The sequence below is a fragment of the Lachnobacterium bovis genome, assembly GCF_900111325.1.
In the GTDB taxonomy this organism is placed as follows: Bacteria; Bacillota; Clostridia; order Lachnospirales; family Lachnospiraceae; genus Roseburia; species Roseburia bovis_A.
Window position 1 is genome coordinate 50,356 of the sequence record NZ_FOGW01000013.1, and the last position, 17,257, is coordinate 67,612.

Genomic DNA, 17,257 nt, shown 5'->3' on the forward strand with positions numbered 1-17,257 from the left:
AAAGTGAAAACTGCAATATTACGAATGTTAAGAAATTCAAATGAAAATTATATTTCGGGTCAAAAATTAAGCGAACAGTTACAGGTGTCAAGAACTACGGTATGCAATGAAGTAAATTCATTACGCGAATATGGCTATGAGATTGATGCTGTTAGTAGAAAAGGTTATCTATTAAAGACTACTCCAGATATTGTAAATGATTTTGCGGTAGGAAGCCTTATCAAAGGTGGAGAATTTGGAAAAACGATAGTCTACAAAGATGATATACCATCTACAAATACGTTGGCAAAAGAGTTAGCCGAAAAAGGATATGAACATGGAACAGTAGTAATTGCAGATACACAGTCATCGGGACGAGGTAGAAGAGGCAGAAATTTTATGTCGCCAAAAGGCGTGGGGATTTTTATGACGGTAATTTTAAAACCGGATTTTAGTCCATATTGTGCTCCGATGTTAACACTTTTAGCAGCACTTGCAGTATCAGATGCAATAGAAGAAATAGTAGAAGTACCAGCCAAAATAAAATGGCCAAATGATATTGTCATAGGAAATAAAAAAATATGTGGAATATTAACAGAAATGAGTATTCAATCTGATTATATCAACAATATTGTTGTAGGAATTGGAATAAATGTTAATAACCCATCGTTCCCAGAAGAATTAAAAAACATAGCGGGTTCTATTTTTACAGAAACCAATAAAAAAATAAATAGAGATGTTCTAATAGAACGTGTGCTATTTTATTTTGAAAAATATTATAATATTTTTTTAGAAACAAAAGATTTAAGCAATGTGAAAGTCATTTATAACCAAAAACTAGTTAATTTAGATAAAGAGGTTAAGGTGTTAGATCCTACAGAACCTTATGAAGGAATAGCAAAAGGAATAACAGATAATGGCGAACTCATTGTTGAAATAAATAATCAAATACGCCACGTATCAAGTGGCGAAGTATCAGTGAGAGGAATGTATGGATATGTCTAAAAACAACATAGAAAATTCTAAAGACGAAGTTGTACTTTGTGGTGCAAGTGCATATAACAAAAAATATTATTTAAATGAGAATTTTATGGGGCTACCAGATTCAATAAAAGAAGAACTAAGAATCATGTGTGTTTTATACACCGAGGAAATAGGTGGGATTTTACAATTAGTTTTTGATGGAAAAGGAAATCTAGAATTTAGAACTTCATCTAAAGAGGGAGATTTACTATATGATGATATTGGAAGCATCCTTAAAATAAAACAATTACAAAAAACAAAAGTGGAATTGTTGGAGTCCGTAGAACTTTATTACAGAATTTTATTCTTAGGAGAGGGCTTCGACCAGGAGGAATAAGAAATGGTTTTAGCAATTGATGTCGGTAATACTAATATTACAGTAGGGGTTTTTAACTGTAAAAATGACAAAATGGAGGCAAGTTTTAGAATAACAACTAAAATGCCTAGAACATCCGACGAGTATGCAATGATATTGACAACATTATTGGAAAAAAACAAAATATCAGTAAGGGATATTAATGATGCAATTATTTGCTCAGTAGTGCCTAAAGTAATGCATTCGCTAGAGGGGGCATTTATAAAATATTTTGATATTAAACCAATAGTAGTAGAGGCTGGAATTAAAACAGGTATACGAATTGTAACAGCTAATCCGCAACAGATTGGTGCAGATAGAATTGTAGATGCAGTAGCTGCATATGAAATATATGGAGGACCGGTCTTAGTACTTGATTTTGGAACAGCAACAACATATGACTTGGTAGATGAAAATGGCGCATTTTTATGTGCTGTAACAGCACCTGGACTTAGAATATCAGCTCAGGCATTATGGGAAGAAGCTGCTAAGCTTCCAGAGATAGAAATTAAAAAGCCAGATACAATTATGGCAAAGGAGACTATTTCAAGTATGCAAGCAGGTCTTGTGTATGGACAAATTGGTCAAACAGAATATATAATCAAAAAGATGAAAGAAGAAGCAAAGATGGATAACATAAAAGTAGTTGCTACAGGAGGACTTGGAAGAATAATTGCCGAAGAAACAGATAGCATAGACATTTATAATCCAAATTTGACTTTAGAAGGAATCTATAGAGTTTACAAAAAACAAAATAGAAGAAAATAAGTAATATATATAGAAAGATAGTAACACACATGAATAATAATCAAATTACAAAATTAAAAATAGGTGATGTGACATTACCAAATAATTTGATTTTAGCACCAATGGCAGGGGTAACAGACCTGCCATTTCGTATACTTTGCAAAGAGCAAGGTGCAGGACTATTATGCATGGAAATGATTAGTGCTAAAGCAATTTTATACAAAAATAAAAATACACAATCTCTTTTAGCAATAGATGAGAGAGAAAAACCAGTTTCATTACAATTATTTGGTTCAGATCCTGACATTATGGCACAGATAGCAAAAGAGATAGAAGATAGACCGTATGATATTTTAGATATAAATATGGGCTGTCCAGTTCCTAAAATCGTTAATAATGGTGAGGGTTCTGCACTTATGAAGAATCCAAAATTAGTTGGAGAGATAATAGAAAAAGTTTCAAAGGCAACCAAAAAGCCAGTAACGGTAAAATTTAGAAAAGGTTTTGACGATGAACACGTTAATGCTGTTGAAATTGCAAAGATTGCACAAGAGTCAGGAGCAGCAGCAGTGGCAGTTCATGGAAGGACTAGAGAACAGTATTATTCAGGAAAAGCTGATTGGGATATTATTCGTCAGGTAAAAGAGGCTGTATCAATTCCAGTTATAGGAAATGGTGATTTGTTAACAGCCGAAGATGTTATTGCAATGAAAGAACAAACTAATTGTGATGGATTTATGATAGCAAGAGGTGCTCAGGGAAATCCGTGGATTTTCAAACAGATATTACATTATTTTGAAACAGGCGAGCATTTGGCGAAACCTTCATTAGAAGAAGTGGCAAATATGATTTTAAGACACGGCAAAATGATGATAGATTTTAAAGGTGAGTATACTGGAGTAAGAGAAATGCGAAAACATGCAGCTTGGTATACAGCAGGATATCATAATTCGTCGAAATTAAGAGTGAAATTTAATGCAGTAGAATCATATGAAGATATGCAAAGATTATTAGAACAAGAAATTTTTAATAAAAAATTATAAAGAAAATACTGTGATTTTGTATAATAGTCAATGTACTTGTTTTCTTGACATTGACATGATAATAATATACAATATTCTAGTTAAAATAGGTACATTATATATTAAAAGAAGGGTAAAAATATATGGATAAGAAAAACATTTTGACTTACCAAGGTCTCAAAAAACTTGAAGATGAACTCCAAGATTTAAAAGTTGTAAAACGTAAAGAAGTAGCACAGAAAATTAAGGAAGCTCGTGAACAAGGCGACTTATCCGAGAATGCAGAATATGATGCTGCTAAAGATGAGCAGCGTGATATTGAGGCTCGTATTGAGGAAATCGAGAAAATCCTTAAAAATGCAGAAGTAGTTGTTGAAGAAGAAGCTGATACAGATACAGTAAATATCGGGTGTAAAGTTAAAATTTTAGATTGTGAATTTGATGAAGAACTTGAATATAAAATCGTTGGTTCTACAGAAACAAACAGCTTAAAAGGAAAAATTTCTAACGAGTCACCTGTAGGTAAAGCACTACTTGGACATAAAGTTGGAGATACAGTAACAGTAGAAACACAGGCTGGAGAGTTAAAGTACAAAGTACTAGAAATTCAGCGTTCAATGTAAAAAACGCAGATTAAATTCTGCTAAGAAAGCGGAGGAAAATATGGCCCAGCAGAATAATGGACAAGGCGGACAGGATATTAATCAATTATTACAGGTTCGTCGCGATAAGTTAAAAGATTTACAAGAAAGAGGATTAGATCCTTTTCAGGTTACAAAATTTGATGTAACACATCATTCAGTAGATGTAAAAAATAATTACGAAGAATTACAGTTTGAAGCACCAGTTGATGAAAATGGTAAAAGTATTGTAGTTCCTGTAGAAGATTTTCCAGAAGGTAAACTTGTAACAGTTGCAGGACGTATGATGTTTAAACGTGTTATGGGTAAAGCATCATTTGCAAATGTTCGTGACTTAAAAGGCGATATTCAAATTTATGTTACAAGAAATGATATTGGAGAAGATACATATAAAGACTTTAAGAAATATGATATCGGAGATATTATAGGTGTTAAGGGCTTTGTTTTCAAAACAAAAACAGGTGAAGTATCAATCCATGCTAAAGAAGTTACTCTTTTATCAAAGAGTTTACAGATTTTACCAGAGAAATTCCACGGATTAACAGACACAGACGTTAGATATCGTCAAAGATATGTTGATTTGGTTATGAATCCAGAAGTTAAGGAAACTTTTGTTAAGAGATCTAAAATACTTAAAGAAATTCGTAATTTCTTAGATGGAAGAGATTTCATGGAAGTAGAAACACCAATGCTTGTACATAATGCTGGTGGTGCTGCCGCTAGACCATTTGAAACACATTACAATTCATTAGATGAAGATGTTAAATTACGTATTTCTTTAGAGTTATATCTTAAGAGATTAATCGTAGGTGGTTTAGAGAGAGTATATGAAATTGGTAGAGTTTTCCGTAACGAAGGTGTTGATACTCGTCATAATCCAGAGTTTACATTGATGGAATTATATCAAGCATATACAGATTACTATGGAATGATGGAACTTACAGAGTCTATGTTCCGCTACTTAGCAGAAAAAGTTTGTGGTACAACAAAGATCACATACAACGGAATTGAAATTGATTTTGGTAAACCATTCGAAAGAATTACAATGATTGATTGTATCAAGAAATACACAGGAGTAGATTTTGATGCAGTTGAAACAGATGAAGAAGCTAAAGCTATTGCAAAAGAACATAATGTAGAATTCGAAGAACGTCATTCAAAAGGTGATATTGTAAACTTATTCTTCGAAGAATTCTGTGAAAAGAATTTAATTCAACCTACATTTGTAATGGATCATCCACTTGCAATTTCTCCTTTAACAAAGAAGAAACCAGAAGATCCAACAAAGGTAGAACGTTTCGAATTATTTATTAATACATGGGAAATGTGTAACGCATATTCAGAGCTTAATGATCCAATCGATCAAAGAGAACGTTTCGCTGCTCAGGAAGAAGCATTTGCAGCAGGTGATGAAGAAGCTAACCATACAGACGAGGACTTCTTAAATGCATTATCAATCGGTATGCCTCCAACAGGTGGTATTGGTTATGGTATTGATCGTCTTGTTATGTTATTAACAGATTCACCAGCTATTAGAGATGTACTTCTCTTCCCAACATTGAAGAACTTGGATAAATAATCCTAGTATTTTCAAGGGTTTCAGAGGTTGGATGACAGGATTTACGACCAATTTACGACCAGATAATTGAAAGAGAACACGATTAAGGGAGTTTCCACCTATGTGGAAGCTTTCTTTTTATTTAAAAGGCGATTGACTTTGAAACAGTTAGATAAAAATAAATGTTATAAATCATGCGAAAGAAATCTAACGATATGGGTTACAATTAAATATGTGAATCGTAGACGAGCCCACTTATTCTTAAGTGGGCTTGACTATTACAAATCAAACCCTCCCGAGAATGTCAAAGCTAGTGAAAACAATCAGTATTTTGACATGACCTGTGGAGGGTTTGTTATTCTTTTTGGAAGTATTTATGTTAAAACTATTCCTCGGAAGGAATATAATTAAATAGATGATTATGTGAGCTTTTGGAGGATATGTATGGAATATTTATCGACAATTACAGAAGGACCCAAGGGCTATTATTCGAAAAATAAAGAGCTACTCTTATTTTATTGTTTTGTGTTACAATATCTATTGGTTCTATTGGAGCTTATGCCTATTACGGACACTAACAAATAAACAAATTTATAAAATAATGAAAAACTAGCGGTTGATTCTATTTTGGTAGTTTCAACTGCTTTATGGAGAAAAAATGAAAGCACTCAAAAAAACAAAATATACGACAATATTATTAATATTGCTGTATTGTATTATGCCAATTATAACGATTTTAACGATACAACACATTTCTATAACTGATACACTCTCAAAAATGGAAAATGGAAGTTTTGGAATAAGTCAGACGAATTATAAAATCAAAACTAAAAACCCTGTAAATTCCATAATAAAATCCTGTAAGCAACAATCTACCAACATCGCTGTTATATGTTCTAGTACAAATATAGATGAAAAAGTACGCTATATTTACTTCAACAACATATATGCAACCTTTCCTATGGAACGTGGAAGATTCTTCAAACCTTCAGATTTTACGCCTAACAACAAAGTTTGTGTTATTGGAAAAAATCTTGAAAAAAACACACAGAAAAAAAATGGAAATTTATACTATTCATATAAAGGAACCAATTATAAAGTTCTTGGAATAATTGGATATGAAAAGAAAACAATATGCGATTCATATATATACCTAAACATGACATCAGAAAAAATAGATGCTGACATTTTCACATTTGATTTTTTCAAAACTGCTTTTAGCTTTAAAGATATAGCAACTAGGCAAAGTGAACTTTTATCTAGTTTAAAATCTAACGGATTAAATCCTGAAGATTTTTCTGGTGGAACTTGCTTTTCTGAGTCAATTATGCCCAAACTTTACTCTATACGTTGGCTTTCAATGCTTGTAGTAGCGTGTTTTTTATGTATTCTTTTAACATCCATACGCTGGATTAATCAACAGAAAAATGCCGTATGCATCTGTCGAATATGCGGTGCTAGAAAAACAGATATTCTTTGCAACCTTGTTTTCCGTTATATTTGTATCACCATATTATCATTTATAATTAGTGGAACATATTGCCATATTATTTATCCTTCTTATTTTATATCTTTTTTTAAAGGATTTTTCATATGCATTGGATTCATGTTTGTTGTACTGGCAATATCCATTTTTAAACTTTTTAAATCACCATTAGAGGAGGTAATTCGTTAAGTATGAAATTAATAAGTGGCTTTAAAATTCTAAACAAACACAAAGTTCAAGTTTTTTTAATGATAATTTTATCTGGATTACTTTTCTCTTTATTCGGATCAGTTTTAAATTCCAACCAAAGGCAAGAAAAGGTTAAAAAAGAATTTGATAAAACATACGGAAATGTAAAGCTATATAAAACAGGAGAAAATCTTTCTGCTGTTGATTTAGACAATTATACAGATAAAAGTGGTAAAAAAGGGTTAGAAAACATGTGTCAATTTAAACAAAAACTCTGTCAAGAAAAGGAATTTAAGTTTACAACAATAGGTTCCCAAATGCTAAATATTTATAACAAAAAAATTCCCAAAAAATTTTTGTATTCTTATGATTCTAAAAATCCAGATGCAACCGATGTCTCTTTTTGTATAACTAAACATGATAAAAACACTATATATTCCGTTAAAAGTTTACAGATTACAGACAAATTCTTTGAAATTTTTAATATATCTATAGCAGAGGGACATCGATTCTCTAAAGATGACTTCATTTATAATGATAAGAATACAATTCCAGTTATTCTAGGAAATGATTACAAAAAATACTTTAAAATGGGCAATACTTTTGACGCCGAATACATGGGCACCAAACGTCATTATATTGTAATCGGTTTTTTACGAGATAAATCATTCTTTTATGATTCCTCTTCCTGTGAAATGTCATCTTGTAATACATATATGATTATTCCAGCAATTACACCAGCTACCAAAACATATTTTGCTAAAGAAATAGCTCTAGATCACACTAATGGAATAATAAGTTCTAAGATAGGGGCAAAGAAAACAGCAAACATTTTTGAAAAACATAAAAAGGAAACTGGATTAACCAACTATCAAATTTATGTTGCTACTGACAATAAAGATGATGAAAACATTTTAGAAACTTATTCATCTATGACAAAAGAAGTTACTAATCAGTTTAAAATAATTCTTGCAGCATTAACCCTTTTAGCATTTACGATTATTGTTAGTGTATTTTTAAATATGCTTCGTGAAAACGATGCAAATTTCTGTATCGAAAGACTTTGTGGAGCAAGACAAGTAGATATTGATTTTGAAGCTTTCGTTCCCGTATTTGTAGTTCTTTTGAACGGCAATTTACTTGGATTTTTAATACTAATCACATTTAATGAACTCACAATTACATATTTGTATGTCCAGATTTTAATAGGATTCATACTAATAGCTACTTGTACTATAGTTCATTTTTATATGAAAAAATTACATTTACACCATTACATTGGTGGAAAAGAATAAAGTTTTGATTAAGAGGTAAAAAAGATGATTAAATTCAATAATGTTTCAGTACACTATGGCTGCGATGAAGCCGAGACTATCGCCCTAAATAATGTTTCTTTTGAAATAACAAAGGGTGAATTCGTAACCATTATCGGTAAAAGTGGAAGTGGAAAAACCACGTTATTAAATGTTCTTGGCGGTATTACAAAACCTACTACAGGAAATTACTATTTTGAAGGAAATAATATTGCAAATTATAACGATCGACAAATATCTTCATACAGAAATGAGAAAATAAGTTTTATCGTACAACATTTTGCTCTAATACAAAACTTTGACGTTATTACAAATATTTGTATTCCTTTAAAATATAGACGTAACAAAAAAATACCCAAAAAATCGTATATATATGAAGTTATGGATAAGCTCGGTATTCTTGATTATGAATACAACTTTCCTTATGAACTATCTGGTGGAGAACAGCAACGTGTAGCAATCTGTAGAAGTATTATTTCTGACACAGATATAATTCTTGCTGACGAACCAACTGGCGCACTCGATGAAGAAAATGGTAACAATATCATCGAACTTCTAAAAAATTTAAATAAAGCGGGTAAAACAATTATCATGGTCACACACGACCTGGAACTAGCTAAAATTGGAAATCACAGAATTACGATGAAAGATGGTAAAATAGTAGCTGAAGAATTCACTACTGATTAATGTTTTTCGTTATTTTATATATAATACATTTTTATATATAATACATTGACACTTTTCTCGTTTTTTAAAAAATTCCTTTTATATTATTTAGAATAAATCTTTTCTATCAAAAAGACACATATAATCGCATTTCTGCAAAACATATGTGCCTTTTACAAAACAAACCCTCCCGGGAATGTCAAAAGCATTTTTTTAGTTACATAAAAAGGATGTGATAGGCTCTTGTACATGCTTAGTAAAAAGCTTTACAGCCATACCTGTTAGTAAAGCAGAAATTATAGTACCTTCGCGAGTGCCAACGATTTGATAATCGAAGAAAAACAAAGACAATAAGATGGCAATAATTACACATGACACATCAAAAATCGTCTTTATTGCACCAAAATCTTTTTTTATTGTATCAGCAATAGCTTTTACAAATGCTTCGCCAGAATTTAAAATTACATTTGCTATTACTGATAATGCAATTCCAAATCCAAGAATAAAAATTCCAACAAGTAATAATGCTACCCTTACGGCGTAGTTAGGAACAGGAATATATGAAACAATTTTCATTCCGATATCTGTAAAAATTCCGAATAAAAAAGATAATGGAATCTGTAATAATTGTATTTTCTGGAAATTTTTTCTAAGAATTAAAATTTGACAAGCAATCAAAACACAATTCCAAATGACAAGCCATGTTCCAAGTGACAAAAATGAGTATTTACAACTCAAAACATTAGCAACAGAAGAGATAGGTGAAACACCGAGTTCACCATGTTTAGTAAAGGCAACTCCAATAGCTGCAAAAAATAATCCAATAATAAATAATAAATAGCGTTTAATAAGTTCATTTTTAGACATAAATTATTATTCCTCCATATAAAATTCATTTATCATTATAACATCATAATTAATAAATGCTCAAATATTTTTCATATCAAGGACACTTTCTAAAAGAGAAATCTTTTAGGAGAGTCTTTTTTGTTATGGGCATAAATATGACAGAAAGAGCGTAACTTGCGGTATAATGAATAATACGATATTATAACTATGTTATGACGTGAAATATTAAATTATTATGAAGTTAACCTTAGAGAAATTCTTAATGATGAAAGGAAAAGTGAGAATATGAACAATGAAATGAAAGAAACAGTATTACAGGCAGTAGATTACACAAATACAGAGGAAGAGATATGAAATTTATTTTTGTGGCACTTGGTGGTGCATTAGGCGCTATAGCAAGATATGCTATTAGCTTGATACCGGTAAGGATGACATTTCCTGTCTTAACATTAGTTACAAATATAGCTGGAGCTATTTTAATAGGATTCATTGTAGGGATAGCAGATAGAAAAGGTGACGTATCAGCGAATGCAGTACTTTTTTGGAAAACGGGGGTATGTGGTGGATTTACTACATTTTCAACTTTTTCACTTGAATCGTGTAATTTGTTTGAAAAAAGAATATATATAGCTGGAGGAATATATGTGGCATTGAGTGTCGGATGTTGTGTTTTGGGAATATTAATAGGTAAAAAGTTGTCATACTTAATATAAGGAATATAAGAAAGGACAGAGAATTATATCAGTGTATGATAAAGAATTACAATGGATAGCGAGCATTAAGGTTTAAAAAATGTTCTTGAAATTGTAATATAATTATAAAAATGTTATAATTTTTCGGAAGGTAATATTAATTGACTTAATAATGAGTACACAGAGGTAAATATTATGAAAATTGCAATATGTGATGATGAAAAGGAATTCGTTAACATAATGCAAAAGGAGTTGCACAAGTTAGAAAAACAGTTAAATGAAAAAATTGAAACTGTTTTGTTTAAAAATGGGGAGGAGTTACTAGAAACATTTAGTATTAGTAGTTTTGATTTGTTTTTTTTCAAGGTATGTAAAAGTATTAATGTTAAAGATGCGGCAGATGAGTATGTGGTCTTTATTTCTAAATTTGAAGATGATTCTGTTAATCCAGTACTATTTAAATCATTTGGAAAATTAAAAAAGGATAGAATAAAACTCGATTTGATTTTACTTATAAAAAAAGCGTATATTTTTTTAAAAGAAAATAAACAAAATTTTATTTTATTTAAAACAGATACTAAAATAGTGAAGTGTAAAAAACCAGAAATAGTCTATTGTACGGTATTAGATAGAAAAATTCAAATTAATATAAAAGATGGAAATAGATTTGATATACGATCGACTATTAAAAAAATGATGTCAACTTTAAATGACATACATTTTTTGAAAATTAATAGCGGAACAATTGTTAATGTTGCTTTCATAAAAGAAGTTAGCAATAAGGAGGTTGTTATGGATAATGGAGAGATTTTATCATTAAGTAGGTCAAATTCAAAAAATGTAAGAAATGCTGTCAAGGCTTACTGGGGATATAATGCAGATTAAGCAAAAAAACAAACAGAATACGCAAAATACCTATTAAAAAACAAAAAGAATGCTAAAATATAAAATGTAAAAAGTAAATTAGAAGGGAGATAGGAAAATGGAACTAAAAAAAGGAAAGGTAGCTGTATTGTTTGCGGCAGCGGCAGTTGTTGTATCGACGGCATGTGTGGATGTATCAGCATCAAATGATGCGGTAGCGTTTACAAACTACAGATTGAAACCCTGCTATGCTAATACATATACAACTTCAAGATATCGTCAAACAACTAATCCAGATAATAAATGGAAGGTAAATTTAGCTTATAGTACTGAAGGAAAGGGTTCAATTGCAACATTTTGGCTTGCAAAAGCAAATTCTGCACATACTATTGTGTCGGGTACACATAATGTGACACAAGGGTCAGGAAATCATTATTTTGCGGCAACATCGGGGGCATCAAGGTCTAATGTGTGCTTAGGAATGGAAAACAATAATTATACTACTGCAGAGTATCATGTTTCTGGATATTGGGATGAAGAAACAGATTAACAATGATATAAAAGTTTAGATTAAGTTAGAGGTATTCTGAATTCACATGAGTTTGGAATACCTCTGTAAAAAAGTTTTAGGGGGATAGTAGTTATGTTACTCAAGTATCAAGTAAAAAAAATATGGAATGATCCAATAAAAAATTTCATTTGTTTTTTAGTTTTATTTTTCCCATGTTTGGAGATTATCTACAATTTATTTGATTTAATTTCAAGAGAAGCTCATGTGTTAAGGCCAGAATTTATGTGTTTTTTGGTTGGTAGTTCAACTCGTATATCTCATGTCTTTCAAAGTATTGTCTTATGGTTTTTCCCATTATATAGTTTGTTATTAACAGCAGAAGATTGTATAGAAGAAAGAAAAACAGGAATAAGAAATATTGTGATTGCAAAAGAAGGTAAGAAAAAATATATAAAATCACATTTATATAAAAGTTTTATTTTTTCATTTTTATTGATAATGCTAATGCTACTTATAAATATGGCTTTAGTTTATATTATATTTGCAGGTGGCAAAACGCCTAAGTATGATGACTTGATGCTTTCATTAAGAACAGATAATTTGCTTTGGGCTTGTAAGAATGGTTTGTTAGTTAATTTCATTTATATTATTATCACGGCTGCTATTTGTGGTCTAATTTCTATGGTTGGAACAATTAGTGCAATTATGCTTGTAGATAGAAAAATAGTTTATGGAATTACTATGTTATTTTGGTTTGCGCCAACGTTTTTATCAAAATCATTACTTTATGTATTTCAACCTTTTACAGAATATTCTCTTAGCTTTGTTGCACCAACCATTATCGGTGTTTTCGTGGTTTATATATTATATATTAGTGGTTGGTATGTGAAGGAGGTATATTTTGACAAAAAAAGTATTTAATAAAAGGGTGTTATTTGCACTTCTTTTCTGTTTGGTTTTAAATGTAATTAAGGTATATGTTGATAATAAAGGTTTCGCAGAAATGTATAGTAAAGGTTTAATGACAAAGGTTAGCTATAATGAAGACCTATTGTCTGGGGCCTATTATACTATTGTGGATTATGCAGTTTGGCAAGCAGCTGTATATTTGATTTTTATAGAGTATGTTATGAATTATAACCGTATATGTTACATGATAAGATATGTTAATCGTGATGAATATTGGAAAAGTCAGATTAAAAATGTAACAAAAGCTACAGCATGTTTTGTTTTTGTACATGAGTTAGTTAGTTTTTTTCTCACAATTCAAAAAGGTGATTATAAGATACTAATGAAGCACAATTGGATACAAGGACTATTTTTGCAGTTTGTTGCTGCAAATTTGTTTTATTTATGTACGTATCTTTTTTATGAGTTTTTAAGATCATATTTTGGAAAGAGCAAATCAAATGTGCTTATTGTAATTATATATTTTGTAGAATACGTTTTGAGCAGAAATGTTTTGGATAATTTTTGGTTTCCAGAAAATGATGTAAATATGATGACAAAGAGGTGTGTGGATAACATGCCGTTACTCATGTGTTTCTTAGGAATATTTAGATTGGCGATGGAAGTATTCATAATGAGTCGAATCTTATCTTGGAAGAAGGGAAAGGAAGATTTGTTGATTTATGAAAAGGTTAACTAAAATAAATTAGGAAGGTAATGGATAGGATGTATAGATTAAAAAATGTTACAAAGGTAATAAAAAATCAGAGGGTTTTAGAAGATATAAATTACGAGTTTGAAAACGGTAAAATATATGGACTTTATGGAACAAACGGATCAGGAAAAACTATGATAATTAGAGTTTTATCTGGGTTAGTAGTTCCAACAGAAGGTGAAGTTGAAATTGATGGAAAGGTTTTGCATAAAGATATTTCATTTCCGCCAAGTGTTGGTATTATAATAGAAAATATGGAGTTACTCCCTAAATTAACAGCTAAGGAAAACTTGAAAGCTTTATCAGAAATAAAGGGGATAGCAACTGATGAGGATATAGAAAGTGCTTTAGAAAAAGTGGGGTTAGATACGAATAAACCTGTAAAAAAATATTCGTTAGGAATGCGTCAAAAATTAAATATTGCGCAAGCTATATTCGAAAAACCAGATTTGATATTATTAGATGAGCCAACTAATGCATTAGATGAAAAAAGTGTTACTCGAGTATATGATGTTTTGAGAAAAGAAAAAGAACGTGGAGCTTGTATAATTATGGCAACTCATAACAAATCAGATTTTTCAAGTATCTGTGATGAAATTATAAAGGTTGATGCCGGAAGAATTGAGGAGGTTGTCAATGAAAACTAAGAGGTTTCATATAAATATAAAGACGATAGTTGGAATTTTTTGTGTGATGTGTTTATTGGCTGAGGCTTCAAACATTTTTTTGAAAAAAAATTATGCGTATATGTTTGAAAATGATATTAAAGTATCTGAATCAGAAATTAAAACGACTAAAAAAACTAATGATGGCAAATATGTATATAAGATTTTGAAAGACAAAAAAAGCATTATATTGAAATCTTATAATTGTTTTGATGAGAAAGATGTTATTGTGCCATCAAAAATAGATGGTTATAAAGTTATCGGATTAGATGATTCAGTTTTTGCATGTCATGAAGAGATGAAAAGTATTGAAATACCTGATTCAGTTGAGAAAACTGAAATGGCTACCTTTGGAGGTTGTACTAATCTAAAGAAAATACTTTTTAAAGGTGATGTGAAACAGGTAAGTAAATGGACTTTCTTAGATTGTAAAGGCGTTGTAGTTGCAAAAAACAATTCAAATATCGAAAAATGTGCAAAAAAACAAGGCATGAAAGTAGAAATTGAAAATTAAAACTGTTTAGGAGGCCTTGTGTTAATGAAAAAAAATAAAGAAAACATTTTTTGTTACGTAATAGCTTGTATTGTTCAGACTATGTATTATTTTTTTAGGAGAAATAAAGTTTTTGTTTTTGCAAATGGGATACCCGGAGTAAAAATGGGGGAGGGTTTTCCGATTTTAGATATTTGCGCATTAGTCATGCCTGGATTAATGATGTTTTTGATTTTTTCTAATTTCTATTCTTTTCATATGGAAGAGTATGGAAGATTATTATTGGTACGAGATTGCAATATAAGAAAAAGAATTTATAAATTATTTAAAAATATTGCAATTGAAGAGTTGATATTGATTTTGTTACACATTGCAGTTAATATGGTATTTGATATGAATTATTTTATAAGGAATTTATATCAAATAATAAAGGGAGGAGCAATTTATTATTTAGTAATGCTTGTTCTTTTGACTGTGGAATTTTTCGTGTCGACCTGGTTTGATGATAGTATTGTGATGACGAATTTGGGTTTATACCTATTCGTTTCTGTTATTATTGTGATTATTAGCGATAATAAAGTTTTAGGAACATTATTTTTTCCAGGCAGAATTTTGAGACTTTATAAAATAAATGCAGCAGATGGATTAATAGGATTTTTTGTCCCTTCGATTGTTACTGCATTACTGTTTATTGTGGTGTTATTAGAGTTGATAATTAAACGTTGTAGTAATAAAGATTATTTTTAGAAAGATATATTGTATTAAAAAAGAAGTTATAACACAAAAAAGTGTGATAACTTCTTTTTTTGTAATTCTATGTGGGTTTAGATATAAGTTATCACAAATAATAGGTATTAGATATTATTAAAGTTATTTGACGTAACAGGAAAAATAAGGTTTAATATAATATATAGATTGTATAATTGTATGTAATCTATAAAGAGGATATAATTAAATATAAAATAAGAACTAGAATAATCAAATAATCTTATGAAGGTGAATACTATATATGAGTAGGGATGGGTAAATATATGTTATAACGGAGAGAATATATGATATTAGAATTACTACAGAAATTAGATGATGTAATGTATTATCCAATTTTGATTATTGTTATGGCGATAGCAGGATTATACTTTACAATTAAAACAAGATTTGTTCAGATTAGACATTTAAAAGATGCCTTTAAATTAGTAATGGAAAAGCCACAGGATAAGTCACAAGTCTCATCATTTCAGGCACTTATGGTTTCGACTGCATCGAGAGTAGGTACAGGAAATATTGTCGGCGTATCAACAGCAATCTGTTTAGGAGGCGCGGGTTCAATTTTCTGGATGTGGGTTATGTGTATTATAGGTGCATCTTCTGCATTCGTAGAAAGCACTTTGGCGCAGATTTATAAACAAAAAGAAGAAGATGGTAATAGTTATGGTGGACCAGCTTATTATATTGAACAGGCATTAAAAGCTCCTTGGTTATCAGTAGTATTTTGTGTTTGCTTAATAGTTACATACGCGGTCGGATTTAATTTATTATGTTCTTATAATTTACAATCAACATTTGAAACATATAGTTTTTATAATAAAAATATTACACCATATGTAGTCGGAGTGATTATTACATTATTAGTTGGATTTTGTGCCATGGGTGGCGGTAAAAAAATTATTAAATTTACAGAAATATTAGTGCCTATTATGGGTGTTTGTTATGTTTTAGTATCTTTAATTGTAATAATTTTTAACATAAAAAATGTACCTACAATGTTTATAACTATCTTAGAAGATGCATTTGATTTTAAATCAATTCTAGGTGGTGTCGCTGGTTCGTGTTTAATATATGGTGTAAAGAGAGGATTGTATTCGAATGAAGCAGGTGTTGGTTCTGCACCAAATGCATCAGCATCGGCGAATGTAAGTCATCCTGTAAAACAGGGCTTGGTTCAAACAGTTTCAGTATATATTGATACAATGCTTCTATGCACAGCAACTGGTTTGATGTGTTTGAGTTCAGGAGTAAAAGCTTCAGAAAAGGTTGCAGGAATGCCTTATGTACAAAATGCAATTAGTACTGTTTTTGGAAAATTCGGTCCTATTTTTATAACAGGAGCAATGATTCTATTTGCAATAACAACACTTTTAGGAAATTTATATTATGTTGAAAATGCAGTAATATACCTTAATGGTAAAAAAAGACCAAGTGAAAGATTTTTCAAAATCTTTAGACTTATTTGTGTTATTATAATTTTCTTTGGATCAATAGTTTCAATGGATGTAGCTTGGGCTGCAGCAGATATAACAATGGGCTTTATGACGTTGATAAACTTACCATGTTGTGTTGCATTATTTAAAGTAGTCAATTTGGCATTAAAAGATTATGAACGACAGTTAAAAGAAAACAAAAATCCAGAATTTAAAGGTGTAGATATTGGATTAGATAAAAATGATATTTGTTTCTGGAAATAATCAAGAGGACATATGGTTAAAGAAATAGTAAGAGATCAAATGTTTTTATGGTTGGACCTTTTATTTTTTCAATGGTAAA

Annotated in this window: 19 protein-coding genes; 18 read left to right on the top strand and 1 reads right to left on the bottom strand. The window is 30.3% G+C overall.

What is annotated here, in order from left to right; translation table 11 throughout:
- Positions 1 to 3: 3 nt before the first annotated feature.
- The 9 genes from BMY79_RS06930 (at position 4) to BMY79_RS06975 (ending at position 9,000) form a co-directional block, all read left to right on the top strand.
- Positions 4 to 984: a biotin--[acetyl-CoA-carboxylase] ligase gene (locus tag BMY79_RS06930; RefSeq protein WP_022748187.1), complete on the top strand. Its 981-nt coding sequence runs from the start codon at positions 4 to 6 to the stop codon at positions 982 to 984.
- Positions 971 to 1,339, top strand: coding sequence for a DUF6145 family protein (locus BMY79_RS06935; protein WP_022748189.1), 369 nt, complete (start codon positions 971 to 973; stop codon positions 1,337 to 1,339). Before BMY79_RS06930 ends, BMY79_RS06935 begins: the two co-directional genes overlap by 14 nt.
- Before the next feature lie 3 nt (positions 1,340 to 1,342).
- Positions 1,343 to 2,125 carry a type III pantothenate kinase gene (locus BMY79_RS06940; RefSeq protein ID WP_022748190.1) on the top strand — a complete coding sequence of 261 codons (783 nt, stop codon included), beginning with the start codon at positions 1,343 to 1,345 and terminating at the stop codon, positions 2,123 to 2,125.
- 29 nt (positions 2,126 to 2,154) lie between these two features.
- Positions 2,155 to 3,147 (top strand): tRNA dihydrouridine synthase DusB, encoded by a 993-nt coding sequence (gene dusB / locus BMY79_RS06945; protein WP_027422301.1) that lies wholly within the window; start codon positions 2,155 to 2,157, stop codon positions 3,145 to 3,147.
- 122 nt (positions 3,148 to 3,269) lie between these two features.
- Positions 3,270 to 3,749 (top strand): transcription elongation factor GreA, encoded by a 480-nt coding sequence (gene greA, locus BMY79_RS06950; RefSeq protein ID WP_022748193.1) that lies wholly within the window; start codon positions 3,270 to 3,272, stop codon positions 3,747 to 3,749.
- A 40-nt stretch (positions 3,750 to 3,789) separates the two neighbouring features.
- The gene (lysS, locus tag BMY79_RS06955; RefSeq protein WP_022748195.1) at positions 3,790 to 5,346 is read left to right on the top strand and encodes a lysine--tRNA ligase; all 1,557 of its coding nucleotides are present in this window, start codon (positions 3,790 to 3,792) and stop codon (positions 5,344 to 5,346) included.
- 637 nt (positions 5,347 to 5,983) lie between these two features.
- Positions 5,984 to 7,000 (top strand): hypothetical protein, encoded by a 1,017-nt coding sequence (locus BMY79_RS06965; protein ID WP_022748199.1) that lies wholly within the window; start codon positions 5,984 to 5,986, stop codon positions 6,998 to 7,000.
- A 2-nt stretch (positions 7,001 to 7,002) separates the two neighbouring features.
- Complete coding sequence (locus BMY79_RS06970; protein WP_074730660.1) at positions 7,003 to 8,295, top strand: hypothetical protein; 1,293 nt, start codon at positions 7,003 to 7,005, stop codon at positions 8,293 to 8,295.
- A 24-nt stretch (positions 8,296 to 8,319) separates the two neighbouring features.
- Complete coding sequence (locus BMY79_RS06975) at positions 8,320 to 9,000, top strand: ABC transporter ATP-binding protein (RefSeq protein ID WP_074730661.1); 681 nt, start codon at positions 8,320 to 8,322, stop codon at positions 8,998 to 9,000.
- A gap of 192 nt (positions 9,001 to 9,192) precedes the next feature.
- On the opposite strand, the gene BMY79_RS06980 is transcribed toward BMY79_RS06975, so the two are convergent.
- Positions 9,193 to 9,846, bottom strand: a complete 654-nt coding sequence (locus BMY79_RS06980; protein WP_022748204.1) for a YczE/YyaS/YitT family protein — start codon at positions 9,844 to 9,846, stop codon at positions 9,193 to 9,195.
- Between the two features lie 332 nt (positions 9,847 to 10,178).
- Between BMY79_RS06980 and crcB the strand changes: the two genes are divergently transcribed.
- From crcB to BMY79_RS07025, 9 genes are all read left to right on the top strand, one after another.
- Positions 10,179 to 10,541 carry a fluoride efflux transporter CrcB gene (gene crcB, locus BMY79_RS06985; RefSeq protein WP_029067580.1) on the top strand — a complete coding sequence of 121 codons (363 nt, stop codon included), beginning with the start codon at positions 10,179 to 10,181 and terminating at the stop codon, positions 10,539 to 10,541.
- Between the two features lie 174 nt (positions 10,542 to 10,715).
- Positions 10,716 to 11,405 carry a LytR/AlgR family response regulator transcription factor gene (locus BMY79_RS06990; RefSeq protein WP_074730662.1) on the top strand — a complete coding sequence of 230 codons (690 nt, stop codon included), beginning with the start codon at positions 10,716 to 10,718 and terminating at the stop codon, positions 11,403 to 11,405.
- Positions 11,406 to 11,502: 97 nt separating this feature from the next.
- A complete protein-coding gene (locus tag BMY79_RS06995; protein WP_074730663.1) occupies positions 11,503 to 11,934 on the top strand; it encodes a DUF2712 domain-containing protein in 432 nt (143 codons plus the stop codon).
- Positions 11,935 to 12,027: 93 nt separating this feature from the next.
- Positions 12,028 to 12,816: a DUF2705 family protein gene (locus tag BMY79_RS07000; RefSeq protein WP_074730664.1), complete on the top strand. Its 789-nt coding sequence runs from the start codon at positions 12,028 to 12,030 to the stop codon at positions 12,814 to 12,816.
- Positions 12,797 to 13,543 (top strand): WxPxxD family membrane protein, encoded by a 747-nt coding sequence (locus tag BMY79_RS07005; RefSeq protein WP_022748208.1) that lies wholly within the window; start codon positions 12,797 to 12,799, stop codon positions 13,541 to 13,543. Before BMY79_RS07000 ends, BMY79_RS07005 begins: the two co-directional genes overlap by 20 nt.
- 26 nt (positions 13,544 to 13,569) lie before the next feature.
- A complete protein-coding gene (locus BMY79_RS07010) occupies positions 13,570 to 14,205 on the top strand; it encodes an ABC transporter ATP-binding protein (protein ID WP_074730665.1) in 636 nt (211 codons plus the stop codon).
- Positions 14,195 to 14,737, top strand: a complete 543-nt coding sequence (locus BMY79_RS07015; protein WP_074730666.1) for a leucine-rich repeat protein — start codon at positions 14,195 to 14,197, stop codon at positions 14,735 to 14,737. Before BMY79_RS07010 ends, BMY79_RS07015 begins: the two co-directional genes overlap by 11 nt.
- Before the next feature lie 24 nt (positions 14,738 to 14,761).
- Positions 14,762 to 15,463, top strand: coding sequence for a DUF2705 family protein (locus tag BMY79_RS07020; RefSeq protein ID WP_074730667.1), 702 nt, complete (start codon positions 14,762 to 14,764; stop codon positions 15,461 to 15,463).
- 305 nt (positions 15,464 to 15,768) lie between these two features.
- Positions 15,769 to 17,178 carry an alanine/glycine:cation symporter family protein gene (locus BMY79_RS07025; protein WP_022748213.1) on the top strand — a complete coding sequence of 470 codons (1,410 nt, stop codon included), beginning with the start codon at positions 15,769 to 15,771 and terminating at the stop codon, positions 17,176 to 17,178.
- The last annotated feature ends 79 nt before the right edge of the window (positions 17,179 to 17,257 follow it).